Annotated in this window: 20 protein-coding genes; 13 read left to right on the top strand and 7 right to left on the bottom strand. The window is 68.6% G+C overall.

Features of this window, described 5'->3' with window-relative positions:
- The first annotated feature begins 68 nt into the window (after window positions 1–68).
- Window positions 69–938 (top strand): hypothetical protein, encoded by an 870-nt coding sequence (locus C8P69_RS23395; RefSeq protein WP_146167263.1) that lies wholly within the window; start codon window positions 69–71, stop codon window positions 936–938.
- A 15-nt stretch (window positions 939–953) separates the two neighbouring features.
- On the opposite strand, the gene C8P69_RS01620 is transcribed toward C8P69_RS23395, so the two are convergent.
- Entirely contained in the window at window positions 954–1,571 is a 618-nt protein-coding gene (locus tag C8P69_RS01620) for a glutathione S-transferase family protein (RefSeq protein ID WP_108174111.1), read from the bottom strand.
- Between the two features lie 12 nt (window positions 1,572–1,583).
- Window positions 1,584–2,837: a tyrosine--tRNA ligase gene (gene tyrS, locus C8P69_RS01615; RefSeq protein ID WP_108174110.1), complete on the bottom strand. Its 1,254-nt coding sequence runs from the start codon at window positions 2,835–2,837 to the stop codon at window positions 1,584–1,586.
- 103 nt (window positions 2,838–2,940) lie between these two features.
- On the opposite strand from tyrS, the gene C8P69_RS01610 reads away from it, so the two are divergent.
- From C8P69_RS01610 to C8P69_RS01600, 3 genes are all read left to right on the top strand, one after another.
- On the top strand, window positions 2,941–4,032 hold the full coding sequence (locus C8P69_RS01610; RefSeq protein WP_108174109.1) for an anhydro-N-acetylmuramic acid kinase: 1,092 nt from the start codon (window positions 2,941–2,943) through the stop codon (window positions 4,030–4,032).
- A gap of 64 nt (window positions 4,033–4,096) precedes the next feature.
- The gene (locus tag C8P69_RS01605) at window positions 4,097–6,043 is read left to right on the top strand and encodes a methyl-accepting chemotaxis protein (RefSeq protein WP_108174108.1); all 1,947 of its coding nucleotides are present in this window, start codon (window positions 4,097–4,099) and stop codon (window positions 6,041–6,043) included.
- A 51-nt stretch (window positions 6,044–6,094) separates the two neighbouring features.
- Entirely contained in the window at window positions 6,095–6,412 is a 318-nt protein-coding gene (locus tag C8P69_RS01600; RefSeq protein ID WP_108174107.1) for a rhodanese-like domain-containing protein, read from the top strand.
- A gap of 6 nt (window positions 6,413–6,418) precedes the next feature.
- Here C8P69_RS01600 and C8P69_RS01595 read toward each other — a convergent pair whose 3' ends face one another.
- Window positions 6,419–9,982 (bottom strand): DUF3971 domain-containing protein, encoded by a 3,564-nt coding sequence (locus C8P69_RS01595; protein ID WP_146167262.1) that lies wholly within the window; start codon window positions 9,980–9,982, stop codon window positions 6,419–6,421.
- Between the two features lie 237 nt (window positions 9,983–10,219).
- Here C8P69_RS01595 and bcp point away from each other — a divergent pair, with 237 nt between their 5' ends.
- From bcp to C8P69_RS01580, 3 genes are all read left to right on the top strand, one after another.
- Window positions 10,220–10,684: a thioredoxin-dependent thiol peroxidase gene (bcp, locus tag C8P69_RS01590; RefSeq protein ID WP_108174105.1), complete on the top strand. Its 465-nt coding sequence runs from the start codon at window positions 10,220–10,222 to the stop codon at window positions 10,682–10,684.
- A 131-nt stretch (window positions 10,685–10,815) separates the two neighbouring features.
- Window positions 10,816–12,165 (top strand): M23 family metallopeptidase, encoded by a 1,350-nt coding sequence (locus C8P69_RS01585; protein ID WP_108174104.1) that lies wholly within the window; start codon window positions 10,816–10,818, stop codon window positions 12,163–12,165.
- Between the two features lie 63 nt (window positions 12,166–12,228).
- Window positions 12,229–14,205, top strand: a complete 1,977-nt coding sequence (locus C8P69_RS01580; RefSeq protein WP_108174103.1) for a coiled-coil domain-containing protein — start codon at window positions 12,229–12,231, stop codon at window positions 14,203–14,205.
- 82 nt (window positions 14,206–14,287) lie between these two features.
- Here C8P69_RS01580 and C8P69_RS01575 read toward each other — a convergent pair whose 3' ends face one another.
- Window positions 14,288–15,025 carry an outer membrane protein gene (locus tag C8P69_RS01575; RefSeq protein WP_108174102.1) on the bottom strand — a complete coding sequence of 246 codons (738 nt, stop codon included), beginning with the start codon at window positions 15,023–15,025 and terminating at the stop codon, window positions 14,288–14,290.
- Window positions 15,026–15,213: 188 nt separating this feature from the next.
- Window positions 15,214–15,939: an outer membrane protein gene (locus C8P69_RS01570; RefSeq protein ID WP_108174101.1), complete on the bottom strand. Its 726-nt coding sequence runs from the start codon at window positions 15,937–15,939 to the stop codon at window positions 15,214–15,216.
- A gap of 534 nt (window positions 15,940–16,473) precedes the next feature.
- Here C8P69_RS01570 and C8P69_RS01565 point away from each other — a divergent pair.
- The 4 genes from C8P69_RS01565 to C8P69_RS01550 all read left to right on the top strand — a co-directional run bounded on the left by C8P69_RS01565 (window position 16,474) and on the right by C8P69_RS01550 (window position 19,297).
- Window positions 16,474–16,626, top strand: a complete 153-nt coding sequence (locus C8P69_RS01565; protein WP_108174557.1) for a light-harvesting protein — start codon at window positions 16,474–16,476, stop codon at window positions 16,624–16,626.
- Window positions 16,627–16,638: 12 nt separating this feature from the next.
- The gene (locus C8P69_RS24540) at window positions 16,639–17,034 is read left to right on the top strand and encodes a light-harvesting protein (RefSeq protein WP_108174100.1); all 396 of its coding nucleotides are present in this window, start codon (window positions 16,639–16,641) and stop codon (window positions 17,032–17,034) included.
- Between the two features lie 224 nt (window positions 17,035–17,258).
- Window positions 17,259–18,674, top strand: coding sequence for an MFS transporter (locus C8P69_RS01555; RefSeq protein ID WP_108174099.1), 1,416 nt, complete (start codon window positions 17,259–17,261; stop codon window positions 18,672–18,674).
- A gap of 17 nt (window positions 18,675–18,691) precedes the next feature.
- Window positions 18,692–19,297: a hypothetical protein gene (locus tag C8P69_RS01550; protein WP_108174098.1), complete on the top strand. Its 606-nt coding sequence runs from the start codon at window positions 18,692–18,694 to the stop codon at window positions 19,295–19,297.
- Between the two features lie 92 nt (window positions 19,298–19,389).
- Here C8P69_RS01550 and prfB read toward each other — a convergent pair.
- Window positions 19,390–20,521 (bottom strand): peptide chain release factor 2 gene (gene prfB / locus C8P69_RS01545; RefSeq protein WP_108174097.1). Its coding sequence is split into 2 segments (ribosomal slippage): window positions 19,390–20,451 and window positions 20,453–20,521, totalling 1,131 coding nucleotides; the frame shifts between segments, so codons are not numbered across the junction.
- 90 nt (window positions 20,522–20,611) lie between these two features.
- On the bottom strand, window positions 20,612–22,360 hold the full coding sequence (locus C8P69_RS01540) for a methyl-accepting chemotaxis protein (protein WP_108174096.1): 1,749 nt from the start codon (window positions 22,358–22,360) through the stop codon (window positions 20,612–20,614).
- A 274-nt stretch (window positions 22,361–22,634) separates the two neighbouring features.
- Here C8P69_RS01540 and C8P69_RS01535 point away from each other — a divergent pair, with 274 nt between their 5' ends.
- Together C8P69_RS01535 and C8P69_RS01530 are read left to right on the top strand one after the other, a co-directional pair.
- Complete coding sequence (locus C8P69_RS01535) at window positions 22,635–24,062, top strand: lysozyme inhibitor LprI family protein (RefSeq protein ID WP_170118088.1); 1,428 nt, start codon at window positions 22,635–22,637, stop codon at window positions 24,060–24,062.
- A 166-nt stretch (window positions 24,063–24,228) separates the two neighbouring features.
- Window positions 24,229–25,542: a solute carrier family 23 protein gene (locus tag C8P69_RS01530; protein WP_108174094.1), complete on the top strand. Its 1,314-nt coding sequence runs from the start codon at window positions 24,229–24,231 to the stop codon at window positions 25,540–25,542.
- Window positions 25,543–25,763: the final 221 nt, after the last annotated feature.

Genomic DNA, 25,763 nt, shown 5'->3' with positions numbered 1-25,763 from the left:
ACAAGCCGATTGCGGTACCATTCTACACCATGTAGGGTTGTGCAACTCTGCTGCTATGGGTTGCTACGATGCCGCTGCCACTTGGTACCGCTTCAAGTATTTTTTCCACGGCAACCGCGGTTACGGATTTTTTCAAGCCTAATCGGTCACCGTATCTGCTTTCGTCATTATTTATTGTTATATGTCTCCTTCTTGCAATAGAGAACCCAAAATTCCCTCCGACAAAGCATTTTATGCTCATCATACCTTCGTTCTTTCTAATAATTATCTTAAACGTACTTTCTTTTTATTTTACTCCAATAATACCTGACAGCGATTCAAAAGAAACAAACGACATAGATGCGCAGCTTAAACTTTCCAGAAGCGCTAGCCTAAGCAGTGGTATTGTCTGCATATACGTCATACTTCGTCTTTCCGATCCTATTGAGCTGCATACCGGGGTGGCCTACTTAGCCTGCCTTATTCATTGCGCAGTATTTCTATCTTACACAATTTTTCGTAATATTCAGGAAGAGAATATGCGAAATATTTCATACTTCCAGATTTCCTTTATGACATCCCTTTTTCTTGTTTGCTTTGTGACGAGCGCCGGTAATTTAAAATCACTGGATGGATCAGTAGTGTTGTCGTGCCGGACTTCTGCTTCATTCCAAGGTGCTGAACGGAACGACGGTGAGTTAAGTGCTAAGTCAGCCCACACAGTTAATTTCTTGCCGTCCAGCTGCAGTGACAACTATGAAGATGCAGTTCGCCGAGAAATCGGAAAAACATTCGCAGACATTTCAGATTTAAAAATAACACGGACCGCCGAATTCGATCCGAATTTTGTTGTATTTATTTTCTTTTCAATTCTTTGGCTTATCAATATTCTGTTCTGGATCAAAATGCTCTCGAAGATCTGGCAGAACAGCACACTTGTTATCGGCGAGACGACTTGAACTTTTCACTAGAATTCATTCGTAGGCCAGCGCGGCCTTGACCGAGGGACGCTCGCCCATCCGCGCGAGGTGCTCGGCGACGCGCGGGAACTGCGCCACGTCGACGCCGTCGCCCTCCAGCCAGCGGGTCACCGTGAAGAGATAGGCGTCGGCGACCGAATAGGCCTCGCCCATGACCCAGGGACCGCGGAAGAAGTCGTTCTCGATGAGGCGGAAGCTCGCCGCCATGGTCTCCGGCACCTTGCGGCGCATGTCGAGGAAGGAGCTCTCCTCGGTCGCCCAGCGATGGCCGCGATGCTTGTGCGCGTGGTTCACGTGCACGGTCGAGGCGAGATAGGCGTTGAAGGCCTGCATCTCGGCGAAAGCAAAGGGATCGCTCAGCGGCGCCAGGTTCTTGTCGGGATGGCTCTGCGCGACGAAGGCGAGGATCGCGACATTCTCGGTGAGCACGCCGCGATCGGTCACGAGGGCCGGCACGCGGCCCTTCGGATTGATGGCGAGATAGGCCGGCTTGGTCTGCTCGCCCGAGGCGAAGTCGACGCGCACCGGCTCATAGGCCGCACCCGCCTCTTCCAGCGCGATGCGCGAGGCAAGCGCGCAGGTCTTGGGGCCGTAGAAGAACTTCCAGGTCATCGTCGTTGCTCCTCAGCCCGCCTTCACCAGCACATGCTTCTTGCGGCCGAAGGACAGCTTCGCGACGCCATCCTTCAGCGCGGCCTCGGTCACCGTCGCCTGGGGATCGGTGACGGTCTCGTCGTTCAGCTTCAGGCCGCCGCCCTGGACCTGCCGGCGCGCCTCGCCGTTGGAGGCGACGAGGCCGGCGCGGACGAACAGCGACAGGACGCCGATGCCGGCGGCAAGCTCGGCGGCGGGCACGGTGACGACGGGGAGGTCATCGCCGAGCGCGCCCTGCTCGAAGGTCTTCTTCGCCGTCTCGGCCGCGGCCTCGGCCGCCTCGCGGCCGCGCACCAGCGCGGTCGCCTCGGTCGCCAGAACCTTCTTTGCCTCGTTGATCTCGGCGCCCTGCAGGGCGGCAAGGCGGGCGATCTCGTCCAGCGGCAGCAGCGTGAAGAGCTTCAGGAAGCGGGCGACGTCGCCGTCCTCGGTGTTCCGCCAGAACTGCCAGTAGTCGTAGTTCGACAGCATGTCTGGGTTGAGCCAGACGGCGCCGGCGGCCGTCTTGCCCATCTTGGCGCCGGAAGAGGTGGTCAGCAGCGGGCAGGTCAGCGCGTAGAGCTGGTGCGTGCCCATGCGGCGGCCGAGGTCGATGCCGGTGACGATGTTGCCCCACTGGTCGGAGCCGCCCATCTGCAGGTTGGAGCCGTAGCGGCGGGCGAGTTCGACGAAGTCGTAGGCCTGCAGGATCATGTAGTTGAACTCGATGAAGGACAGCTCCTGGTCGCGCTCCAGGCGCAGGCGCACCGAGTCCATGGTCAGCATGCGGTTCACCGAGAAGTGCCGGCCGATGTCGCGCAGCATCTCGATGTAGTTGAGCTTCGTCAGCCACTCCGCATTGTCGGGCATGACCGCATCGGTCTTGCCCTCGCCATAGGTGAGGAGCTTCGCGAACACGCCCTTCAGCGCGTCCTTGTTGGCGTTGATGTCCTCGATGGAGAGGATCTTGCGCGTCTCATCACGCCCCGAGGGGTCGCCGACGCGGGTCGTGCCGCCGCCCATCAGGGTGATCGGCTTGCCCGCCCCGGTCTTCTGCATCCAGTGCAGCATCATGATCGACAGGAGGTGGCCGACATGCAGCGAGGGCGCGGTGCAGTCATAGCCCACATAGGCGACGACATCCCCCTTGGCCGCCAGGGCGTCGAGGCCCTGCAGATCGGAACACTGGTGGATGAACCCGCGCTCGGTGAGGATGCGCAGGAAGTCGGACTGAGGGGCGGCCATGGTCTTTCCAAGCTGAGACAGGGGCGCCGGACACTCGCGCCCGGCGGAGGCGCGGTGTAGCAGAGGCGGGCTGCAATTTCATCCGTCGAATCGGCAGGACACCATGCGCGCGATCGGGCTGATGTCGGGAACCTCGATGGACGGCGTCGACGTCGCCCTCCTCGACACCGACGGCGAGACCGTCTCCGCCTTCGGGCCGACGGGCTACCGCGCCTATAGCGAGGACGAGCGGGCGCTGCTCCGCGCCGCCCTCAGGGAGGGCGCCCTCCTCACCGATCGCACCGCGCGCACGCCGCTGCTCCAGAAGGCCGAGGACCTCATCACCCGCGCCCATGCCGAGGCGGTCGAGCTCTTCCTCGAACGCAACGGCCTGTCCCGCGGCGACATCGCGGTGGTCGGCTTCCACGGCCAGACCGTCCTCCACCGCCCCGAACTGAAACTGACCGTCCAGATCGGCGACGGCGTGGCGCTGCGCCAGCGTCTCGGCATTCCCGTCGTCCATGATCTCCGGCAGGCCGATGTCGCAGCCGGCGGCCAGGGCGCGCCGCTGGTGCCGGTCTTCCACCGGGCGTTGGCCGATACGGCCGGCCTGCCGCGTCCCCTGGCGGTGGTGAACATCGGCGGCGTCGCCAACGTCACCTTCATCGACGCAGACGGCGGCCTCCTCGCCTTCGATACCGGGCCGGGGAACGCCCTGCTCGACGACTGGATGGCCGAGCGCACCGGCACGGCAGTCGATGCCGGCGGCGCGACGGCGGCGCGGGGGCGCCCGGACGAACAGATCCTCGCCTGGCTCCTCGTCCACCCCTATTTCGCCCGGCGGCCGCCGAAATCGCTCGACCGCAACGCCTTCGCCCATCGCATCGTCGGCAATGTGGCGACGGAGGACGGGGCGGCGACGCTGGCCGCCTTCACCGCGCGCTCCATTGCCCGCGGCGCTGATTTCCTGAAGGCGCCGCCTGCCCTCTGGGTCGTTTGCGGCGGCGGGGCGAAGAACCCGACGCTGCTGCGGCTCCTTGGACAAGCCACAGGCGCCGCGGTGAAGACGGGCGAGGACGTCGGCTGGTCCTCCGACTTCCTGGAGGCCCAGGCCTTCGCCTTCCTCGCGGTGCGGTCGATGAAGGGCCTGCCCCTGACCTATCCCTCCACCACGGGCGTCCCGGCGCCCGTGACCGGTGGGGTTTTCACAGAATGACCGCGACGTTTACGCGCACCTAACCAAAACTGCCGTAACGATAGGGGACCTCCGAGGGACCCCCATGCGCCTCCGCTCGATCCTGCGCCTCAATCTCATGGTGGCCATTGCGGCAACCGCAGCGACCTTCCTGGTGGCGGGGGGAGTCTTCACGGCCCGGCTGATCGACCAGAACCTCAGGCAGCATCTGGAAAGCGATAGCGCCCGGATCGTGGAGCAGGTGCAGAACGAGGCGCGGCGCGCCATCACGGTCGCCGAAGCCATGGCGACAATCCCCGGCGTGGCCGAGGCCATCGCGGCCGGCCAGCGCGACCGCCTCGCGGCACTCGTCATGCCGGCCTTCGAGGTCCTGAAGGGGCAGGGTGTCAACCAGTTCCAGTACCATCTGCCGCCAGCGACGTCTTTCCTACGGGTTCATAGCCCGCAACAATTCGGCGACGACCTTTCGGCGTTTCGCCACACCATCGTGCTCGCCAATCGTGAGCAGAAGTCAGTCCACGGCCTGGAGGGCGGCCGGGCCGGGATCGGCATCCGCGGCGTCACCCCCGTCCGGCTCGCGGGCCGCCACGTCGGCTCCGTCGAGGTCGGCCTTACCTTCGGCAAGCCGTTTGTCGATGCCTTCACGTCGGCAACTGGTTCGCGCCTTGCCATCCTGCTTGACGCGGATGGGGCGCTGCGCGCCCACGCGTCGACCCTTCCCGGCGACCTGACGCTCGATCCCGCCATGCTGGCGGCGGCCCGCCGAGGCGAGGCGAACGGCGCCACCGCTGCCTTCGCCGACCGCAGCTGGGCGCTGCAGGGTCAGCCCCTGCGCGATTTCGCCGGCAACACGATCGGCGTGCTGGTGGTTGCCGTCGACCGCACGGCGCTCGACGCGATGTGGCGGTCGGCCATGATCACCGCGCTGGTGAGCCTCGTCGTCATGCTGATGCTCGGAGTTGTCATTGCCTGGCGCCTCGAGCGGGTTATGGCGCGCCCCCTCTCCGCCATGACCGAGACGATGAGCGAGCTTGCCACCGGCCGCCACGACGTGACCGTCGACGCTTCCAGCCGTGTCGTCGAGGTTCAGGCCATGGCGCGCTCGATGGAGGTCTTCCGCGAGGCCATGGTCGCCCGTCTCGCGGCGGAGGCGACCGCTGCCGCCGAGGCGGAGGCCAAGCTTGCCCGGGCCCGTCGCCACGAGGAGGCCGCCGCCCGCTTCCGCTCCTCGGCTTCCGCCCTCGTCGCCGATCTCGGGGCGGCAACGGCCCAGCTCACCGGCGCGGCGCAGTCGATGTCCGCCATCGCCGTGCAAACGCGCGACAAGTCCTCCAGCGTTGCCGATGCCGCCGCGACCACCACCTCCAACGTCGCGACCGTCGCATCGGCGACGGAGGAGCTATCGGCCGCCATCTCGGAGATCGTGACCCAGGTCGATCGCTCCGCGCAGGTGGCGGGTGACGCCGTGAAGGCCGCAGGCCATGCCGAGGCGGTGGTACAGACGCTTCAGACCGGGACCGAACGCATCGGCAGCGTCGTCAACATCATCAGCGAGATCGCCGACCGCACCAATCTCCTCGCCCTCAACGCTACCATCGAGGCCGCACGCGCAGGCGAGGCCGGAAAGGGCTTCGCGGTGGTGGCAACGGAGGTGAAGACGCTGGCGGCACAGACCTCCAAGGCCACGGGCGAGATCAATGCCCAGATCGGCCGCATCCAATCGGAGACGCGCGATGCCGTCGAGGCACTGGGGCGCATCGTGCGGACGATCGAGGACATGAATGGAATCACCACCGGCATTGCCGCGGTGATGGAGCAGCAGGACGCGGCGACCGGCGAGATCTCGCGCAATGTGCAGCAGGCCGCCACCGGCACCCGGACGGTCTCCTCCAGCATCGACGTGGTGCGCGAAGGGGCGGCCGCGACCGGTGTCGCGGCCAGTCAGGTGCTGGACGCGACGCGTCGTCTCGGTGAGGTCGCCGGCGAGCTCGATCGGGAGGTCGGCGCCTTCCTCACCGAGGTGGCCGCCTGACCGTCGCGCGGAAAACGGTTAGCATGGCGTCGCCCCCCTTTGGAGACGCCCATGCCCGTCCATGACCTCACGCCCGATGACGTCGCCCAGGCGCTCGCCGAGGACCGCATCCTGCTCGTCGATGTGCGGGAGCCGCATGAAGTCGCCATGGCGCGCATTCCGGAAGCGGTGAACCTGCCGCTGTCGCAGTTCGATCCGGCGGCCATCCCGGATCCTCAGGGCAAGATGGTGGTGTTCCTTTGCGCTGCCGGCGTGCGCTCGATCCATGCGAGCGAGGCGGCGCAGGCGGCGGGGCTGCCCTATGACAGCCACATGGCCGGGGGCCTCAAGGCCTGGGCCATGGCCGGCCACGGCTTCGAGCGGGGCTGACGGCCCCTAGCGCAGGGCCTCGTCGCGCAGCAGCGGCTGCTGGACGCCATTGGCGCCGCGGAACTCGAACATCTTGCGCAGGAAGCCGGGCGTCACGGCGGAGAGCGGGTTGATCGTCAGCCGCGGCGCGGTGACCGGGCCGGCGATCTGGTAGGTGATACCGAACACGCCCTCGTCCGGCGCGCCGCCGAGGAAGAAGCCGAGAACGGGGATGCGGGCGAAGATGTTGTTCAGCGCATAGGCGGGCACGTAGGTGCCGCGCAGCAGGAGCTGGTCGCGGCCGGGGTCGAACTCGCCCTCGACCGTCGCGCCGATCGCGGCGCCCCAGAGCAGGCCGTCCGAGACGGTGACCTTGCTGGCATTGCGGGCGAAATTGGCGCGCAGCCGCGAGAAGGCAAAGGCATCGTTCGGCTGCTGGGCCGCCTGCCGCGGGGCGTTGGGGCCGGTGCCGGCAGCGGCGACCATGCCGGAAATCGCCTGGTCGCCGCGGATGCGGAACTCGGTGATCTCGACCGCGCCCTGGCGGATCACGCCGTTCGGCTGGGGCGGCGTCATGATCAGCGCGAGATTGCCGCCCTGGAGCGAGCGGTAGAGGTCGAGGAAGCGCAACAGCGCCCCGGCATCACCCGAGCTGACGGTGATGCGCTGGGCCGCGCCCTGGCCGCGCTGGTCCATGGCGAAGGTGGCGTCGCGGCCGACCCGTCCGCCAGCGCTGAGGGAGCGGATCGTCTGGCCCTGGCGGACCATCCGCATCTCGAACTGGCGGATGACCTCGCCATTGCTGCCGACGACGGCATTGGCCTTGACGTCGACCTCGACCTCGCCGGTCTGGGCCGGAGCGGCGCCTGCGCCGGCGGGACCGGGCTGGGGCGGATCGGAGAGCGACTTGATGAGGTGGCGCGCGTCGATCATCTCGCCGCGGCCGATGACGCGATGGCCGTTGCCGGCGCGCTCGACGCGGATCGACATGCGGTCGCCGTCGGAGAGGTTGTAGGCGGGGAAGACGCCGGAGACGAGGCCGCCCTTGTCGTCGAAGGTCACGGAGCCACGGACCAGCAGGCCGCGGCTTTCGACCACCAGATCCTCGAGCTTCCAGCCGCCCTCGCCCTCGACGGCGACGAAGCGCGCCTTGGCGGCCTGGCCGCGCGGCTTGTTCCAGCCGGGCAGGAGGTCGGCGAGGGTCGCGGGACCCAAGTCAACCTCGACCGTGTAGCGGCCGGAATCCTCGCCGACTGTCATCACCCGCACCGGCGTCGGCCCGACGATGCGGGTGCCGATATTGAGGCCGAGGCGGGCGCGGCCGCGGTCGTCGAGCGTCGCCGTCAGCCGGATCTCGGGCTTCGCCTCGGGGCGCGGCTTGCGATAGTCGAAATTGGCCTGGGCGCCGCCAAGGACGCCCTGCCCGCGCAGCACGAAACTGCGCGGCGTCGTCTGCACCTTGAAGCTCGCCCGCTCCATCCGCATCTCGCCGAAGGCATTGTCGGCGGCGAAACCGGTGAAGTCGGCATCGACCGTGTAGTCGACGAGGTTCGGCTGGTAGGTCTCGGTCATCGGCACGTTGACGATGACGGTGGCGGTCACCTGTCCGTCCACCTTGCCCGAGGGCAGAGTCGGCCCCGCGGCGGCGCCCTTGAAGCCCTCCTCGCCGAGCAGCGCGAAGGCGGCCTCAGCCGGCCCCTGGACGCGGAACCGGCTGACCGACTGGGCCGGCTGGATGCGATGGTCGGCAATGTCGAAACTGCCCTGCACGATCGACAGGCGCTTGCCGGGCTGCGGCTCGATCACGCCGCGCGACACCTCGACATGGGCCATCTGGCCGTCGACGACGACATCGACATCGGCCTCCTTGAGCGGCGAGACGCCGGGCAGCATGCGCATGGAGGTGCCGCGCACGCGGGCCCGCACGGCGAGCCCGTCCTTCTCGAGAACCGGATGCTTCTGGGCGAGGACGCCGGCCGGCACCGACATCCGGACGGTCACCTCCTCCACCATGCCGTTGCGCATGTTGTCCGCCACCCAGTCGCGGACATGCGGGTTGGACAGGCGCGGCCAGAGGGAGACGGCGGTGGCGAGCGGCATTCGCCCCACCGCGAGGTCGAGATCGACGGCCGGCGAGCCGGGCGCGAAGGTCAGCTTGCCGGAGATGCGGGCGAGCGGTTCGGCGCCCTGGTCGACGCTGAGCCCATTGACGGTGAGGGTCTTGGCGGTCGGGTCGAAGACAAAGCGGGTGGAGCCGATGTTCACCGGCACGGGCGGCTCGTGCGGGTTCAAAGCCGAGGTCACCGCCTTGAGGCTGTTGAGCTGCACCACGGTCGGCTCACCGTGGCGCGCCGGCGGGATGATGACGCCGTCCAGCGTGGCGCGGTTCTGGCCGGCGAGGATCTCGACCTTGTCGACCACCAGGCCCGGCGCGCCGGTCTGCCAGCGCACCTCGGCCGAGACGCTGTCGATCGCCAGCCGCATGGCCTCGTCATTGGGATCGCCGACCTTGCCGGCGCCGAGGGCGACGCGGCCCTGCAGGCTGATGGGATCGCCATCCTCGCCGATGACGCTGCGCAGGGTGCCGGAGATGGGCGTGTCGGCATAGCCCACCTGCTGGGCCTGGAGGGCGAGCGCGAGGTCCTTCGGGCTCATGCCGGTCATGGCGAAGTCGATGGTGCGATGGCCCTGCGCATTGCGCGGCGTCACCGTCGCGTTCGATGTCCAGCGGGCGCCGGAGCCGGAGGCATCGAGGTCGATGGACAGGCCACCGCCCGCCGGGACCGTCATGTCGAAGTCGATGCCGGCGAAGACGAAGCGCTTGCCGGAGCGGACATCGTCGACGATCACCGTGCCGTTGCGCAGGCCGAAGCCGGTGAGCCGGTGGCCGTCGAGACCCGATTTTTCAATGAGGTCGAGCCAGATGCCGAGGCGGCGGAACGGCGAGAGCTCGGGCTCGGGCAGGGCCGAGGAGACTTCCGCCGCGGGCCGGGCCGGATCGGCATTGGGCTGGGCCGCGTCTTCCGGCAAGGCGGTGCGGAAGCGGCCGGCGGCGAGCGCGATCTGGCCCTCCTCGCTGACCTTCAGCGCCACCGAGGCGCCGACGAGATCGATGCGGCGGATGGAGGGGCGGCCGAGGATGGGGATCGAATCGAGGCCGAGGGCGACCCGCGGCATGGAGACGACGCGCCGCCCGTCGGCATCATGGATGATGACGTCGCGCGCCTCGACCTCGACCTTGCCGGAGGGATCGCGGACCATGACAGCCGCGCCGATGCTCACCGTCCGGCCGTCGCCGATCTGTTCGGAGAGGGAGCGGGCGATCCAGGGGGTGACGAGGTCCAGCCCCATGCCGCCGCTGCGGATCTGCCAGGAGAGCAGGCCGATGGGGATGGTGAAGAGCAGGAGGAGGCCGACGGCGAAGCCCACGCAGACCTTGCGACGGGTCGACCAGCAGGACGGGGCGCCGCCGAAGATCCGGCCGAGGAAGGCCGGCATCCGGCGATTGGCCCACCAGGACGCGACGCGCGACCGACGTCCGCCCGCCGGCGCCTCCGCCGGTGCCCTGCCCTGATCGGGGCGCCAATCCATTCCGCGTCCATCCCCCGCCTGGGCCCCTCGGCCCGGGATCTCCGTTCGGCGACCTTGCTCCGGCGCCACTCTGCCTCGACTGCCTTAACCAAGCGTTAGGCAACATTCCACAGGACCAATGGCCTTTTCCCCGCCGCAACGCCAGCCCCTCCCCCGGTCGGGACGGACGATCCGGACGGCACCATTCGCCGTATGTTTCCGGTTGTGGCAGGCAATGCTGACGAAAGGAAGGCACCGATGACTTTGGCAGTGGGGGATGTGGCTCCGAACTTCACGGTGGCGACGGACCAGGGTGGGTCCGTCTCGCTCGCCGGACTGAAGGGCCGCAAGGTCGTCATCTATTTCTATCCGAAGGCCGACACCTCGGCCTGCACCCAGGAAGCCAAGGATTTCACCGCGCTCAAGGGCGAGTTCGAGGCGGCCGGCACCACGGTGATCGGTGTCTCGCGCGATCCGGTGAAGGCCCTGGACAAGTTCCAGGCGAAGTACGACCTCGGCGTCGCGCTCGGCTCGGACGAGGACGGCAAGGTCACCGAGGCCTATGGCGTCTGGGTGGAGAAGAGCATGTACGGCAAGAGCTACATGGGCATCGAGCGCTCCACCTTCCTCATCGACGCCGCCGGCAAGGTCGCGCGCATCTGGTCGAAGGTGAAGGTGAAGGACCACGCCGCCGAGGTCCTGGCCGCCGCCAAGGCGCTCTGAGCGCCCTCGCCGCCGCGCCTGCCGCGGCGGCTTCCATTCCACCGGCGGCCGCTGCTGTTTCCGCTGCGGCACGCACGGTTCGTTAACCTTAATCGGGGGTAATGGGGCGTCTCGCGTACGGATGGACGCCGATGCCGCATCCCGGCCCGCATTACAACCGAGCCCAGCTCGCCAAGGATGCCAATCTGCGTGCGCAGGTGCCAGGCGGCGCCCTGACGCTCGCCTGGCGCGGCCGCAGCGGCACCCGCACGCTCTCCCTGTCCTATGCCCTCATCGCGCTGATCGCGGCCCCGGCTGCCGCGCTCTGCCTCTGGGGCGTCGCGGTCACCAGCTATCTCGCCTTCAAGGACGACATCATCGGCGGCGTGATGAGCCGCCATGCCGCCGTCCAGCACGATTACGAGGAGCGGATCCGGCAGTTGCGCGGCCAGCTCGACCGGGTGACCAGCCGCCAGATGGTCGACCAGACCGAGCTGGAGCGCCGGGTCGACCAGGTCGCCCGCCGGCAGGCGCTGCTAGAAACGCGCCAGGCCATCGTCACCGCCCTGAAGGAAACGGTCGGCCAGGGCGCCAGCCCCGCCCGCTCCGTCCTCCCCGGCGCCCGACCCGAGACGGTGCCCGCCCGTCCTCTGCCCGTCGGCGACACGGTCCGGCTGACGCCGCCGCCGGAGCGCCAGTCGCGGCTCGAATCGCGCATCACCGTCGCCAGCGTCGCGCCGGCCACCTTCGCCCTCGCCTCGGCGCCTGCGCCGGGCCAGACCGACCGGATAGAGCAGATCGAGCGCTCGCTCGACACGGTCGAGCAGAACCAGCAGGCCCTGCTCCAGAACCTCGAGACCCGCGCCGAGCGGCGCGCCAAGCGCATCCGCGCCATGCTTGCCGAACTCGGCCTCGCCGAAGGTCGCATCGCGCCGGTGGCGCAGTCGCGCGGCACGGCCGGCACCGGCGGCCCACTCATTCCCCTTCCCGCCCCTGCTGCCGACGCCTCGCCCTTCGAGCGCCAGGTGTTCCGGCTGCAGACCGTCATCCGCGACCATGACCGGCTGACCCAACTCGTCGACAGCATCCCGGTCGCCCGGCCCCATGGCGGCGAACTCGAGCTGTCCTCCGGCTTCGGCGCCCGGCTCGACCCCTTTCTGCGCACCTGGGCGATGCATTCGGGCATCGACTTTCGCGGCGCCACCGGCGAGCCGGTCTTCGCGGCCGCCTCGGGCCGCATCGTCCATGCGGGGCCGCTCGGTGGCTACGGCCTGCTGGTCGAGGTCGACCACGGCAACGGGCTGAGCTCGCGCTACGCCCATCTGTCGCGCATCGAGGTCCGCGAGGGCGACCTCGTGGGCGTCGGCCAGCGCGTCGGACGCATCGGTTCCACCGGCCGGTCGACCGGCCCGCACCTGCATTACGAAACCCGCATCAACGGCGAGGCGGTCGATCCGATGCGCTTCCTGCGGGCCGGCCTGCGCCTCGCCGCCACCGAGTGATTTTTCTGCCGGCAACGGTGCCGGACCGCATGCCTGTTTCAATCCCGGATCCGGGAGACAACCGTGACCGACCTGTTCATTGCCTATCGGCGCGCTGACAAGGAGCGCGTCGACCTCATCCGCCAGTCGCTCTCAAGCCTCGGGCTCACCATGGCCGCCGACATCGAGCCGAAGGGGCGCGGGGCGGCCAAGGCCATCCGCGATGCCGCTGCCTCGGCGCGGGTGGTTCTGGCGCTCTGGCCGGCGGAGATCCTCGACCCGACGCAGAACCATGCCGGTCTCTATGGCCTGGCGCGCACCGCCCATGTCGATGGCCGGCTCGTCGCCGCCCGGCTCGCGCCGCTGGCGGTGGACAAGCTCGAAGCCCCCTTCGACACCCTGCCGACGCCTGATCTGTCGAACTGGCTCGCTGGCGATCCCCGTCCGGCCGGCGCGCCGGAATGGCAGTCGCTCGTGGGCGCCATCGGCCGGATCATCGGCCGTCCGGCCCTCGGCGAACTCGCCCTAGCCCTGGAGGCGGATGGCGCGACGATCGGGCCGGCGCAGATCGCCTTCGCGCGCCGCCATCGCGAGGATGCCGCCAGCGCCACGATCTGGGAGCGGTTCGAGACGGCGGAGCGCGAGCGCTTTGCCGACGCCTTCCGCAAGGCCCATGGCGTGCTGATGGAGCGCCACCAGGGGGCGCAGGACCGGCTCAAGGCCGCGCTCGAGGCCTTTCCCGCCTATCTGCAGGCGGTGCGCAAGGACGCCACGGTCCAGCCGCCCGATCCGCGCGAGGCGATCGCCGACGGTGCAGCCGCGCTGCGCGACGGCGTCGCCCGCCTGGCGGCTGACAATGAGCGGCTGCAGACCGCGCTCGACCGCGCCCGCGTCACGCCCCCGCCGATGGCGGCGAACGGCAACCGGCCCTGGGCCTGGATCGGCATGACGGCCGCCGCCTTCGTGGTGGGGTCGCTGGGTGCCGCGACACTCACAGAATTCGCCGGACCGTTCCGGGGCGATGCCCATCCCCGCATTGCCGGCCTCGCCCAGGCGGCGCAGGAGCGCGCCGAGACGGTCGCGCAGGCCTCGGCGGAGCTCGCGCGCCTGCGCGAACAGGCCCGCACCGCGGCACGCCGGGCCGAGACGGCGGAGGCGAACCTGCGCAATGCCCGCACCCAGCTCGCCCACAGCCAGACCGAACTGATCCAGCGCCAGACGCAGGCGAGCGAGGCGACGGGCTCGACCCGCCGCCTGCAGGGCGAGTTGCAGGCCGCCCAGCAGGCCCTCGCCAGCGCCGAGCGCAAGGCGCAGGAGGCGGCGACCCGCGTCGCCGGCCTCGAGCAGGAGGTTCAGGCGCTGCGCGAGACCGCGACGGCCGCGGCCGATGCGGCGGTCACCACCGGATCGGTGCGGCCGCGCCCCGCGTCGGGAGCCGCCGAGCCGCAGCCAGCGCCCGCCCCCCAGCCGCAGGCCGCACCGCCCGCCGCCTCCGCCCCGCTGCCGCCGGCCCGGCCGGATGGCGAGGTCACGGGTTCGGTGCCCCCTGCCCCGCCCCCGGCCATGGAAGGCCCCTATCGCCACCGGCGCGACCGCTGGTCCTTCGCCATCCCACCCGGCTTCCGCCTCGACAGCGAGAACGACCTGCCGGGCCCGGTGAACTCCGTCCTCATCCACGAGCAGAACCGCGACGCAGTCGTGGTCGTCAGCGCCAATGCGGCGCGTGGCGCGTGCACGGCGCAGGCCTGGTACTGGGACAATATCGTCGAGGGCTCGCGGCCCCGCCGCGGCGAGGTGACGGGCGATGCCGCCCTGCCCCAGGGCGAGGCGAGCTTCCGGGGATTCGCGGTGCGCGGCCGCGGCGTGCTGCAGGCTGACCGCTTCCGCACGGATCTCGACTACTACGACCTCGTGGCGCAGCGGCGCGGCGAGCCAGGCGTCGTTTACCTCGTCCAGGCCCGCTTTCCGCGCTCCATGGCCGGCGAGATGATCCGCTCGGTCCACGCGCTGTGGAAGGACTTCGAGGTCACGGGTCCCCGGGCCTATCCGACCCGGTGCTGAGCCCCGCGCCCTCTCGATCCGGAAACGAAAAAGGCCGCCCGAGGGCGGCCTTTTGCATCACCGGCGTCAGCGCGGACCACGATCAATAGCGGGCGACAACCGCCGAAGGCGCCGTGTTGAACGTATAGCTCACACCCAGGCGCACCGTGTGCGTGTCGAGGCGATGGCGGATGTCGGTGCCTGCAAAGCCAATGGCGGGCTGCACGCGCACGCCATAGGCGCCGTAGAGATACTCGGTCCTGACCGAGATGTTCGGCGTGACCGCATAGGCGAGGCCCGCGCCCACCGTCAGACCGGTGCGGGTGCCGCCATAAGTGGTGTTGGGAAAGCAGGCGCCGCCGGCCGCCACCGATCCGCAGCCCGAGTCATTGGCGAAGGTGACGCCCGCGGTCACGTAGGCAAGAGCGCGATCGAAGGCGTAGCCACCGATGGCCCGGACCGATGAGTCGTAGCGGAACCGGCTGCTGAGGAAGAACGGAGCACCCGCGCCGGGATAATCGCGACGCCGGCCCATCAGCCAGGACAGGTCAGCCTCGGCGCCGATGACGAAGTTGTTGGCGAACTGGTGCCGATAGCCGACATGGCCGCCGATCTTGGCCTCGCTGTCATTGCCGAAGGTGGTGGACGCCACGTTGGTGAACCGGTAGCCGTTCCGTCCGTGCCAGAAACCCGCATCGATGCCGACGTAGAACCCCGTCCAGCTGAACGAGGGGGCCACGACGGCCGCAGCCACGGGGCTGCGCGGCACGCCGAGATCGGCTGCCTGGGCCGAGGCGCCACAGGCCAGGGCGAGAAGCGTGGAGGCGAGGAGGCTGCGCATGGGGGCTGCTTTCCGTGAAACGTCAGGTCCGGACTACCCCAACGTCAGCCGTTCGTCATGGGCGGAATGACGGACCACCGGGGAACGCGGCCGGCAGTGGCAGGAAGGCCACACAACCGCCTCGCAACCGGTTGATTCTCCGTGTCTTTCCTGTGGAACGCCAGCTGCTCGCGCCTCGCCGCCGCCCCTCAGTAGCGGGCGACGACGGCGGAGGGCCCGGTGGCGAATCGGTAATTGAGACCGACCTTCACGGTGTCCATGCTGGCGCGGAAGAAGTCGTTGCCGATGCCCCAGAACTGGGCCTGCGGACGGCGCCACGAGCCGAAATCGTACCGCAGATACTCGACCTTCACCGAGAGATTGGCGTTCACGGCATATTCGATGCCGGCACCCGCCACCCAGCCGAGGCGATCGTTCTGCCAACCCGGGCCGAAGGCGGCGCCACCGAGGTAATTCATGTCGCGGGAGCGGGCATAACCGAGGCCACCGGTCGCGTAGACAAGCGCATCTCCAAAGGCGACGCCGCCGCGAAGGCGGGCTGAGGCGAAGAGGCTCGTGGACTTGCTCACCTCGTCGAGCAGCGCCCCGGGCGCGCGGCGCTGGGCAATGCTGCCGAAGCTGATGTCGCCCTCGATGCCGACCACAAACTGGCTGATCTGCTGGTTGTAGCCGATCTGGAAGCCGCCGAAGACGCCGCGCGGATTGACCGTGTAGAAGAGCGCCGGATTGTCGTCGGCGACACGCTGCTGGCCCCAACCGTAACCGAGATGGACGCCGCCATAGATGCCCGTCCAGGTCGTGGCCGCCGCTGTCACGGCACCGGCGACCGGCAGACGCGGCGAGCCGAGATCGGCTGCCGAAGCGCCCGACGCCGCCACAACCATCGCCACGATCATCCCAGCCCGAAACCGCATGGTCTGCCTCCGATTCCCCTGCAATCCGCCCTCGCGGACCTCAATACCGTTGGAATCGTCGCTGGATGTTTCTGAAATGTGGCAACGCAACAGAAGCCCCGGCAAACACGGAATGCCGTTGCCGCACTGCAACACGCACAGGTTGCATGTGATTTCCGTGTCCGCGTCCGGACACCCTCGCGACCCCGCCGCCGCCCGACCCGGCACCTCGCCGGTCGCACCCTTGTGTCGCGGCGTCTTGACGCATGTTTGTAAAGGTACTATTACACTCGACTACGTCCACTTTTATTGACGTCTTGCGACCGTTCGCGAACCTTCCCAAAGGGTTCGCCCTCCTCTTCACGGTGGCAATTTCGCCGATTGACAGCTGTGCCTCCCCCGGCAGGCCGTCCGCTCGAAGGATCGATTTCCGGTGCGCCAGCACCGGTAGGCTCTGCGCGCTGTTCGACTGCGGCGCGTGGGGGGATTCCGCCAAGGCGGGGTTCCGCAACGGGAGCGGTCTTGTCTCACTGAGGGAGAAAGAAAGTGGACAGCTTGGATGATCCAAACAGGGTCTGGCCGACCGGCCTGACCATCAAGGAGTCGGAGGCGTTGCATAAGCACGTCATCGACGGCGCGCGCATCTTCTTTGCGATTTCGCTGTTCGCGCACCTGCTCGCCTACATGTACTCCCCCTGGCTGAAGTGACGGGAGGGTTCCATGAACAATGGTAGGATCTGGTGTGTGGTGAACCCGACGGTCGGGTTGCCGCTCTTCCTTGGCAGCGTCGCGCTGATTTCCTTCACGGTGCACTTCGCCGTGTTGAACAACACGAGCTGGATCGCGGACTACTGGAAGGGCCGGTCGCGGACCGCGGCCCGGGCCGACACCGCGCCCATCGCCCCGGTCGCCTTGCGCGCTGACGGCAACACCACCTTCGTGCTCAACGTCGCTCCCGCCGGCACCGGCGATGCGGTGAAGCAGATCGTGGTGACCGTGACGCCCCAGGGCGCGGCGAGCGTGGCAGAGGGCACTCCCCCTGCGACGGTGGGCTCGGCCGATGATGCGACCCGCGTGGTGGACAGTCCCCAACGGCTCGCCTTCGCGACGGACTGACGCCAGGCCCGCTCCTGCGGAGCGGCTTGACGAACATGGCGGTCGCATGACCCCGGGACTGGAGCTTCCTTCCGGACTGGGTTATGCGGCTGTCGCCATGGGGACGCAGCCGGCTGCCTCGACCCGACGGTCGTGCCGCACGATCCCCGTCCCCAGACGCCAAAGTCCGGCAGGATTCCGGTCCTGTGCGGCCATGGATCCGGCGCGATGAAGGGTTTCGAGCGATGAACCCCATCAGTCAGAGAGCGATGCAGGCCTGGGTCGGCCTCGGGCCGCGCTTCCTGCCTTTCGCCGATGCCGCCTCGGCCGATGTGCCGCTGTCGCGGCTGCTGCGGCTGTCGCTCGTGCAGGTGTCGGTCGGCATGTCGCTGGTGCTGATGGTCGGCACGCTGAACCGCGTGATGATCGTCGAACTCGGCATCTCCGCCGCCCTGGTCTCCACCATGATCGCGCTGCCGGTGCTGTTCGCGCCGCTGCGCGCCTATATCGGCCAGAGTTCGGACACGCATGTCTCGGTGCTCGGCTGGAAACGGGTGCCCTTCCTCTTCAACGGCTCCATGGTCCAGTTCGGTGGGCTGTCGATCATGCCCTTCGCGCTGCTGGTCCTGTCGGGCGGCGGGGCCTCGCAGGCCTATCCGCAATGGGTCGGACAGGCCGCCGCGGCCCTGTCCTTCCTGCTGGTCGGGGCCGGCATCCACATCACCCAGACCGTTGGCCTCGCGCTCGCCACCGACCTCACCAGCGACGACCGCCGCCCCAAGGTGGTCGGGCTGATGTATGTGTCGCTGCTCGCAGGCTCAATCGCGAGCGCCCTCGTCTTTGGCCAGTTGCTCGAGGACTTCACCCCCGGCCGGCTCATCCAGGTGATCCAGGGCACGGCGGTCCTGACCCTCGTCCTCAACGGCATCGCGCTGTGGAAGCAGGAGAGCCTGAAGCGCGTCACGGCGGCGGAACTCGCCGCTCCGCAACCCCACTTCACCGACTCCATGGCGAACTACATGCGCGGCGGGGCGACGACGCGCCGGCTCGTCGCGGTCGGGCTCGGGACCATGGCCTTCGGCATGCAGGACGTACTGCTTGAGCCCTATGGCGGCGAGATCCTCGGCCTGACGGTCGCGGATACGACCAAGCTTACGGCCGCCCTTGCGGCCGGCGGGCTGGTCGGCTTCGCCGTCGCCTCGCACCTGCTGAGCCGCGGCGCCGACGCCTATGCCATGGCCGGGCGTGGCGCGCTCATCGGCAGCCTCGGCCTCGCCGCCGTCATCCTCGCCTCGCCCTTCGGGTCCGCCGCGCTCTTCGCTGCCGGCGTCATCCTCGTCGGCCTGGGGGGCGGCCTGTTCGGCCACGGCACCCTGACGGCGGCCATGAACGCCGCGCCGGAGGGCCAGGTAGGCCTGGCGCTCGGCGCCTGGGGCGCGATGCAGGCGACCGCCGCCGGCGTCGGCATCGCGCTCGGCGGCCTGATGCGCGATGTCGCACTGTCGTCGGGCGCAGCGGAACAGTTCGGCGCGGCCTTCGGTTATATGACAGTCTACACCACGGAAATCCTCCTGCTCCTCGTCACCTTTGCAGTGATGTCGTCGCTGTTCGGGTCCGGGAGCGAGCGGACCGAGGGAAGCCAGGGCGCGCAACACCCATAGAAGCGGGACACAGGGACATGCGACAGACCATTACCAAACTCTACGGCACGCAGGCCCAGGCCAGTGCGGCAGCGGAAGCGCTGAAGGCCGATGGCCATCGCTACGTGTTCCTCGTCCCGGGCGCGGAGCCCGGCGCGGCCGAGGGCACGGCCGATCCCGAGACGGTCAAGGCCATCATGGCCGCCCAGATCTACAAGGGCGATGCCGAGGTCTATGCCCGGCACCTCGCGAAGGGCGCGAGCCTCGTCACCGTCCACGCGATGTTCGGCAGCGCCCAGCGCGCCATCACCACGCTGAAGAGCTTCGACCCGCTGCCCGACGCCATTCCGAAGCCGCCCGTGCCGAGCCGCTTCGTCTACAGCGTCCATACGCCCTTCTCGAGCACGTTCGAGCTGCCGCTGCTCACCGAGAAGGTGGCCTATCCCGCCGAGACGGTTTCAGGCATCCCGTCGCTGACCCGGCGCCCGGTGCTGTTCACCGGACGGATCATGCCCTTCCTCACGGAGGCGGCTGCGCCGTTCTCGCGAATGCTGAGCCTGCCGACGCTCACCAAGTCAGCGACCCCCTTCTCGTCGCTGTTCCGCCTGCCGCTGCTGACGCGCCGGCGGGAGAGCGCGGCCTGACGCCTGGTAGATCTTCACTGCTCCAACGACAAAGGCCGCCCGATCGGGCGGCCTCTGCATGTTCGGGATGTCGCGCGGAAGGGCGCGCCACTTCACTCCACGTCGTCGGTATCGCCGGCCTTGGTGCCATAGGCCCGCATGGCGAGCGTTGCTTCCATGAAACCGTCGAGATCGCCGTCGAGCACGTCCGAAGGCACGCCGGAGGTCTTCCCCGTGCGCAGGTCCTTCACGAGCTGATAGGGCTGCAGCACATAGGAGCGGATCTGGTGGCCCCAGCCGATATCCGTCTTCGCGGCGAAGTCGGCGGCGGCGGCCTCCTCGCGGATCTTCAGCTCGCGCTCGTAGAGCTTGGCGCGCAGCATCTGCCAGGCGACGGCCCGGTTGGCATGCTGGGAGCGCGAGCCCTGGCTGACCACCATGATGCCCGTCGGATTGTGGACGAGACGCACGGCCGATTCGGTCTTGTTGACGTGCTGGCCGCCGGCGCCGCCCGAGCGCATCGTGTCGATGCGCACGTCGCTCTCGTTGAGCTGGATGTCGATCTTGTCGTCGATCACCGGATAGACCGTCGCCGAGGCGAAGGAGGTGTGGCGGCGTGCGTTCGAATCGAAGGGCGAGATGCGCACCAGGCGGTGCACGCCGGCCTCGGTCTTCAGCCAGCCATAGGCGTTGTGGCCCTTGATGAGCAGGGTCGCCGACTTGATGCCGGCCTCCTCGCCCTCGCTCTCCTCGACCACCTCGACCTTGAAGCCGCGGCGCTCGGCCCAGCGCGTGTACATGCGCATGAGCATGAGGGCCCAGTCCTGGCTCTCGGTGCCGCCGGCGCCGGCATGGACCTCGAGATAGGTGTCGTTGGCGTCGGCCTCGCCCGAGAGCAGGGCCTCGAGCTGCAGGCGCTCGGCCTTGGCGCGGGTCTCGACCAGGGCCTTGGCGGCCTCGTCGAGCGTGCCGGCGTCATCCTCGGCCTCGGCCAGTTCGGCGAGTTCGAGATTGTCGGCGAGGTCGCGGCTGATGGTGGTGAGGGCGGTCATGCGGGCATCGAGCGCGTTGCGCTCCTGCATGACCTTCTGCGCCTTGTCCGGATCGTTCCAGAGATCGTTGGACTCGGCGAGGGCGTTCAGTTCGGCGAGGCGCTTGACCGAGACATCCCAGTCAAAGATGCCTCCTCAGGAGCCCGACAGACTCCTTGATGGCCTCGGCCGTGGCGACGATGTCGGCACGCATGGGGCACTTCCCTTCGGGGTGGACGAAAAAGAGCGCGCACCCTAGTCGTGCGCGCCCTCATGTCAATGCGGTTCGGGCGGCGCCGATGCCTCAGGCGCGGCGGCGTTCCGGGCCGCCATAGCCCGCCGCGCGGAGCTTGCGGCGGTCGAGAGGTCCGCTGCGCAGCGCGGTGATGAACTGCGTCACCTCGCCGGAGAGGCGGCGCGCCTGGTCGGCGAGTTCGCGCGAGCGGGTGCTGACCGAGGCCGCGGTGTCGGACGTGCGGGCGATGACGCCGATGACCGCCTCCACGCTGCTGGTCAGCGTGCCGGTGCCGGTGGCGGCACGCTGGGCGCTGTGCGAGATCTCTTGCGTCGCATGCGACTGCGCATCGACGGATGAGACCACCATGCGGGTGATGGTCTCGACCTCGGTCATCGTCTCGGCGATGGAGCCGATGGTGGCGGCAGCAAGTTCCGTCGAGGCCTGGATGCCACTGACCTGATGGGCGATCTGGGCGGTCGCCTTGGCGGTCTGTCCGGCAAGCTGCTTCACCTCCTGCGCCACGACAGCGAAGCCGCGGCCCGCCTCCCCCGCGCGTGCCGCCTCGATCGTCGCATTGAGGGCGAGCAGGTTGGTCTGGGCGGCGATGGCCTCGATCAGACCGACGACATCGCCGATCTTGCGGCCCGCCTCGGCAAGGCTGCCGATCTGGCGCACCGATTCGGCCGTCACCTCGCGGGCGCGGCCGACCACGTCGGTGGCGCTGACCACCTTGGTCGAGATGTCGACGATGGAGGTGGCGAGTTCCTCGGAGGCGGCGGCAACGTTCTGGATGCTTTGGGACGTATGCACAGACGCCGTCTGCGCCTCGCCCGAACGGCCAGCGGCCTCCTCCGCCATGGCGGTGAGGTGGGTGGAAGCCCCGTCGAGACTGGTCACCGTCTGGTTGGTCGTCTGCAGCACCCCTTCAACCGATGTCTTGAAGGCATCCAGCATGTCGCTCAGCTTGGCGGCATAGGCGAGCTTGGCCTCCTCGTCGCGGACCGTCTGTTCCTCCAGCCGCGCGCGCTCGACGGCGTTGACCTTGAACACCTCGACGGCTCGCGCCATGGCGCCGATTTCGTCGCGGCGGTCCAGGTCCTGAATCGCGACCGTCAAATCCCCCTCCGCCACGGCATTCATCTTGCCGGTCATGCGGGTGATGGAGGACGAGATCGCCCGCGCCATGCGCCAGAAGACGAGGCAGGCGACGGCGGCGATGATCAAAACGACGAGAATGCTGGTGCGGGCGGCGCCCCAGAGGGCGGCTTCCAGATCGTCGATGTAGACGCCCGTGCCGATGACCCAACCCCAGGGGGCAAAGCCCGTGACGTGCGACAGCTTGGGCTGTGGGGTTTGGGCGCCGGGCTTCGGCCACATATAGGCAAGGACACCGCCGCCATCGCGGCCGAGGCGCGCAAACTCGACGAAGATGCGCTTGCCGGTCGGATCCTCGAAGGCCGCGAGATCCTGGCCGTTCAGCCGCGGATTGGTCGGATGCATCACCATCCGGGCCTGGGTGTCGTTGATCCAGAAATAGTCGTCCTGGCCGTAGCGCAGGCGGCCGATCCGCTCGGCGGCCGCGCGACGGGCCGCCTCTTCGGACTTGTCACCGCGGGCGGCCGCGGCCTGCTCATCACGGGCGATGGACAGGGCCGCCTCGGCGAGATGGCGCAGCTCGGTCTCCTTCTGCGCCACGAGGCCGCTGCGCAGGGCATAGAGGTTGTAGCCGGCGATCGCGGTGATCGAGACGACGAAGAGGGCAAGCAACAGGTACAGCCTGTGCGCAAGGCTGCTGCCCGGCGAGAAGCGCGGCATGTCAGACGACTCCGGAGACGTCGGCCGCTCCCCTGCGGCCTCGTGCGCGAGTCTCGGCGACTGCGACTTAACGCTGCGTTATGTCCCCGGCCGCGAGGCCCCAATACACATCATCCGAAAGTGGAAGGCATGGCTCATCTGCGCCGGAACAGGGTCGGTCAGCAGGCCACGCAGCCAGCGATGGACGACCGGGCGGAAGCCTTCAGGGCGTAGCGGCGACATGGCGCGGAAATCCGCGAGGGGCATCAGCCTGTCCATGATCCGGACCCGCCCCATGCGCCGCAGCCTTCTCGCCCTCGCCTTCAGCCTCGCAGGCCTCGCCTCCCCGGCCCTTGCGGATGGCCAACCCGATGTCTCCATTGCCGGCCGCTGGCGCATCGTCGCGGCGGAACGCGCGCCCTGGGCGAGCGGCAGCGCCGTTCCGACCCCGTTCCTGCGCGCCGGCATCGTGTTCCGCGACGGCCGGCTGGTGGGCCCTCACCCGATCGCCTGCCAACCGGCGGACTACAAGCTGATCATGATGCCGGCCGAGGGCCTGTTCGAGGGCGCGCTGCCGCCGGAGCGCGCCGTGGCGCTGGGCGAGAGGCTCGGCGTCGTCGGTCCCGGCGAGACCGTCACCCACCGCGTGACCTGTCCCAATGCCAGTTTCGACTTCCACCGGGCGACCGATTCCGTCTCGCTGAAGATCGCCATCGACAATGTCGTCTATACCTTGCGCCAGCCGGACGGCGACGGCGAAAGCCTGACCGACGAGGCCTTCGTGGCGCCGGCGACGCCGAGCTTCGCCTGTTCCCGCGCCCGCACCACGACGGAACGGTTGATCTGCGACGATGCCGAAGCCGCGCGCCGCGACCGGGAGATGGCCGCGGCCTTCGAACGCCTCAGGCCCTCGCTCTCCGCCGAGGGCCGGGGAGCGCTCCTCGAGGCGCAGCGCACCTTCCTCGGCTACCGCGACCGCCAGTGCCGCTCGGGCGGTGCCATGCCTCGCGAGGAGACCGACCGGCGCGATGCGGCGCGGTGCCTTGCCGAGGTGACCGGCGCGCGCGCCGATCTCCTGACATCCATGGCCGTGCAGCGGGCCGGCAGCCTCACCATCGAGCCCCGCATCACCACCCGCTGGGAACGGCGCGAGAGCGACGACGACGCGATCCGCTCGCTGCTGATGGACGATGTCCTCCCCGTCGCGTCGGGTCCCGGCGCCGAGGCCTTCAACCGCGCTGTCCGCATCGCCGTGCCGACGGGGCGGCCGCTCGACGTGGCGCTCTATCGCCAGCGGATGCCCGATCTCATCGGCGCCCTGACGCGCAGCTATGCCATCGCACTGGCCGATGCCCGCCTCGTCAGCCTGCTGGTGACGGGCACGGTCGAGACCGGCACCCGCGTGTCGCCGACGATGCGCGCCGTCACCTATGACCTGACGAGCCGGTCCCTGGCCGGCCCTGCCGACATCTTCCGGATCGACGCGGCGTTCCGCAGCTTCCTCGCCGCGCGCATCGCCGCCCATGCGCAGGAGCGGAACCGCACCGCCGACCCCGCGGACATGGAGCGACGCATGCTGGAGCCCGACCTCTGGCTCTACCATCCGGACAAGGCGGTGCTGATGCTGCCCTGGCTCGGAGTGGACATGGAGGAGCTCGAGATTCCGGCCGCCGACCTCAAGCCCTTCCTGAAGCCCGGCGGTCCGTGGCGGCCGGTCAGCTGACAGGGCGACAGTGTTGCGCGTTGGGGCGGCCAAACGCCCCCTGAAACCCGTATTTCCGGTGGATGACGGCTGGCGCGGCCTGTAGCCGCTGCGTCAACATGCCTAATGTCGGGCTTTCGGCCGAAACCGGCGATCCGACCGGGCGGCGCATCACGGGGGCTCCCACATGGCTGAAGGCTATTTTCCGAAGTGGACCGAGAAGAGCGGCGGCATCGTCATGCCCGACGAGCGCCTGCCGCTCGGCCAGACCGTCGTGGTCGGCCTGCAGCACGTCGTCGCCATGTTCGGCGCCACGGTGCTCGCGCCGATCCTCATGGGCTTTGACCCGAACGTCGCGATCCTCTTCTCCGGCATCGCCACGCTGATCTTCTTCGTGGTCACCGGCGGGCGCGTGCCGAGCTATCTCGGCTCGTCCTTCGCCTTCATCGGCCCGGTTCTCGCGGCGGTGGCCGCCGGCTCCGCGGCAGGCGCCGCACCGAACATCGGCGTCGCGCTCGGAGGCATCATCGCGGCCGGCGCGCTCTACACCGCCATCGGCCTCGTGGTCATGGTCATCGGCCATGGCTGGGTGGAGAAGGTCATGCCGCCGGTGGTGACCGGCGCCATCGTCGCCGCCATCGGCCTCGTTCTCGCGCCCATCGCCATCGGCATGGCCTCGGGGACCGGCCCGACCAATGCGGAAGGCTCGGCCTTCTCGCGCTGGATCGCCCTGTTCACCGTCGTCGCGGTCGGCGCCTTCGCCGTCTATGCGCCGGGCATGTGGCGCCGCCTGCCGATCCTGCTCGGCGCCATCGCCGGCTATGTGCTCTATCTCGTGCTCGCCAATGTCCTCGGCCTCGGCGCGCCCATCGACTTCTCGAAGGTCGGAGCGGCCCCGCTCTTCGGCCTGCCGAGTTTCACCGCGCCGGTCTTCGACGCCAAGGCCATGGTGCTGATCGCGCCCGTCGCCATCATCCTGGTCGCCGAGAACCTCGGCCACCTCAAGGGCATCGCGGCCATGACCGGCCGCAGCCTCGACCCCTATATCGGCCGCGCCTTCGTCGGCGACGGCATCGCCACCATGCTCTCGGGCTCGGCCGGCGGCACGGGCGTCACCACCTATGCCGAGAACATGGGCGTCATGGCGGTGACCCGCATCTATTCGACGCTGATGTTCGTGGCGGCGGCGCTCATCGCCATCCTGCTCGGCTTCTCGCCGAAGTTCGGCGCGCTGATCCTGACCATCCCGGTTCCGGTGCTCGGCGGCCTCGCCATCGTCGTCTTCGGCCTCATCGCCGCGACGGCGGGGCGGATCTTCGTGGAGAACAAGGTCGACTTCTCCAACCCGCGCAACCTCATCACCGTGGCGGTGGCGCTGGTGCTCGGCGCCGGCAATTTCAAGCTGACCATTGCCGGCTTCACGCTGGACGGCATCGGCACGGCGACGTTCGGGGCGATCATCCTCTACCACCTGCTGCGGGATCCCCAGCCGGAGGCGTGAGGGTCTTCTTCGCGGCGACATCCGGCGGGCGGGGCGAGCGATCGTCCCGCCCGTTGTCGTTGGGGGGGCGACGATGCAAGGCCCCTCACCCTTCCCTCTCCCCGCAGGCGGGGAGAGGGGGACTTTGACGTTCCGCCCTGTTCACATGCCTCGGTGCCGGGCACCACCGCCGCCCATCCGGTCGCAACGCTGTTGCCACCTCTCCCCGCCTGCGGGGAGAG

The organism is Phreatobacter oligotrophus (assembly GCF_003046185.1).
In the GTDB taxonomy this organism is placed as follows: Bacteria; Pseudomonadota; Alphaproteobacteria; order Rhizobiales; family Phreatobacteraceae; genus Phreatobacter; species Phreatobacter oligotrophus.
The sequence above is the reverse complement of the archived record's forward strand: the minus strand, read 5'-3'. Positions and strand labels throughout refer to the sequence as shown.

Excerpts from the sequence above, each read along its gene's own strand:
- C8P69_RS23395 (WP_146167263.1), top strand. The coding sequence starts at position 69 with ATGCCGCTGCCACTTGGTACCGCTTCAAGTATTTTTTCCACGGCAACC.
- C8P69_RS01620 (WP_108174111.1), bottom strand. The coding sequence starts at position 1,571 with ATGACCTGGAAGTTCTTCTACGGCCCCAAGACCTGCGCGCTTGCCTCG.
- tyrS (WP_108174110.1), bottom strand. The coding sequence starts at position 2,837 with ATGGCCGCCCCTCAGTCCGACTTCCTGCGCATCCTCACCGAGCGCGGG.
- C8P69_RS01610 (WP_108174109.1), top strand. The coding sequence starts at position 2,941 with ATGCGCGCGATCGGGCTGATGTCGGGAACCTCGATGGACGGCGTCGAC.
- C8P69_RS01605 (WP_108174108.1), top strand. The coding sequence starts at position 4,097 with ATGCGCCTCCGCTCGATCCTGCGCCTCAATCTCATGGTGGCCATTGCG.
- C8P69_RS01600 (WP_108174107.1), top strand. The coding sequence starts at position 6,095 with ATGCCCGTCCATGACCTCACGCCCGATGACGTCGCCCAGGCGCTCGCC.
- C8P69_RS01595 (WP_146167262.1), bottom strand. The coding sequence starts at position 9,982 with ATGGATTGGCGCCCCGATCAGGGCAGGGCACCGGCGGAGGCGCCGGCG.
- bcp (WP_108174105.1), top strand. The coding sequence starts at position 10,220 with ATGACTTTGGCAGTGGGGGATGTGGCTCCGAACTTCACGGTGGCGACG.
- C8P69_RS01585 (WP_108174104.1), top strand. The coding sequence starts at position 10,816 with ATGCCGCATCCCGGCCCGCATTACAACCGAGCCCAGCTCGCCAAGGAT.
- C8P69_RS01575 (WP_108174102.1), bottom strand. The coding sequence starts at position 15,025 with ATGCGCAGCCTCCTCGCCTCCACGCTTCTCGCCCTGGCCTGTGGCGCC.
- C8P69_RS01570 (WP_108174101.1), bottom strand. The coding sequence starts at position 15,939 with ATGCGGTTTCGGGCTGGGATGATCGTGGCGATGGTTGTGGCGGCGTCG.
- C8P69_RS24540 (WP_108174100.1), top strand. The coding sequence starts at position 16,639 with ATGAACAATGGTAGGATCTGGTGTGTGGTGAACCCGACGGTCGGGTTG.
- C8P69_RS01555 (WP_108174099.1), top strand. The coding sequence starts at position 17,259 with ATGAACCCCATCAGTCAGAGAGCGATGCAGGCCTGGGTCGGCCTCGGG.
- C8P69_RS01550 (WP_108174098.1), top strand. The coding sequence starts at position 18,692 with ATGCGACAGACCATTACCAAACTCTACGGCACGCAGGCCCAGGCCAGT.
- C8P69_RS01540 (WP_108174096.1), bottom strand. The coding sequence starts at position 22,360 with ATGCCGCGCTTCTCGCCGGGCAGCAGCCTTGCGCACAGGCTGTACCTG.
- C8P69_RS01535 (WP_170118088.1), top strand. The coding sequence starts at position 22,635 with ATGCGCCGCAGCCTTCTCGCCCTCGCCTTCAGCCTCGCAGGCCTCGCC.
- C8P69_RS01530 (WP_108174094.1), top strand. The coding sequence starts at position 24,229 with ATGGCTGAAGGCTATTTTCCGAAGTGGACCGAGAAGAGCGGCGGCATC.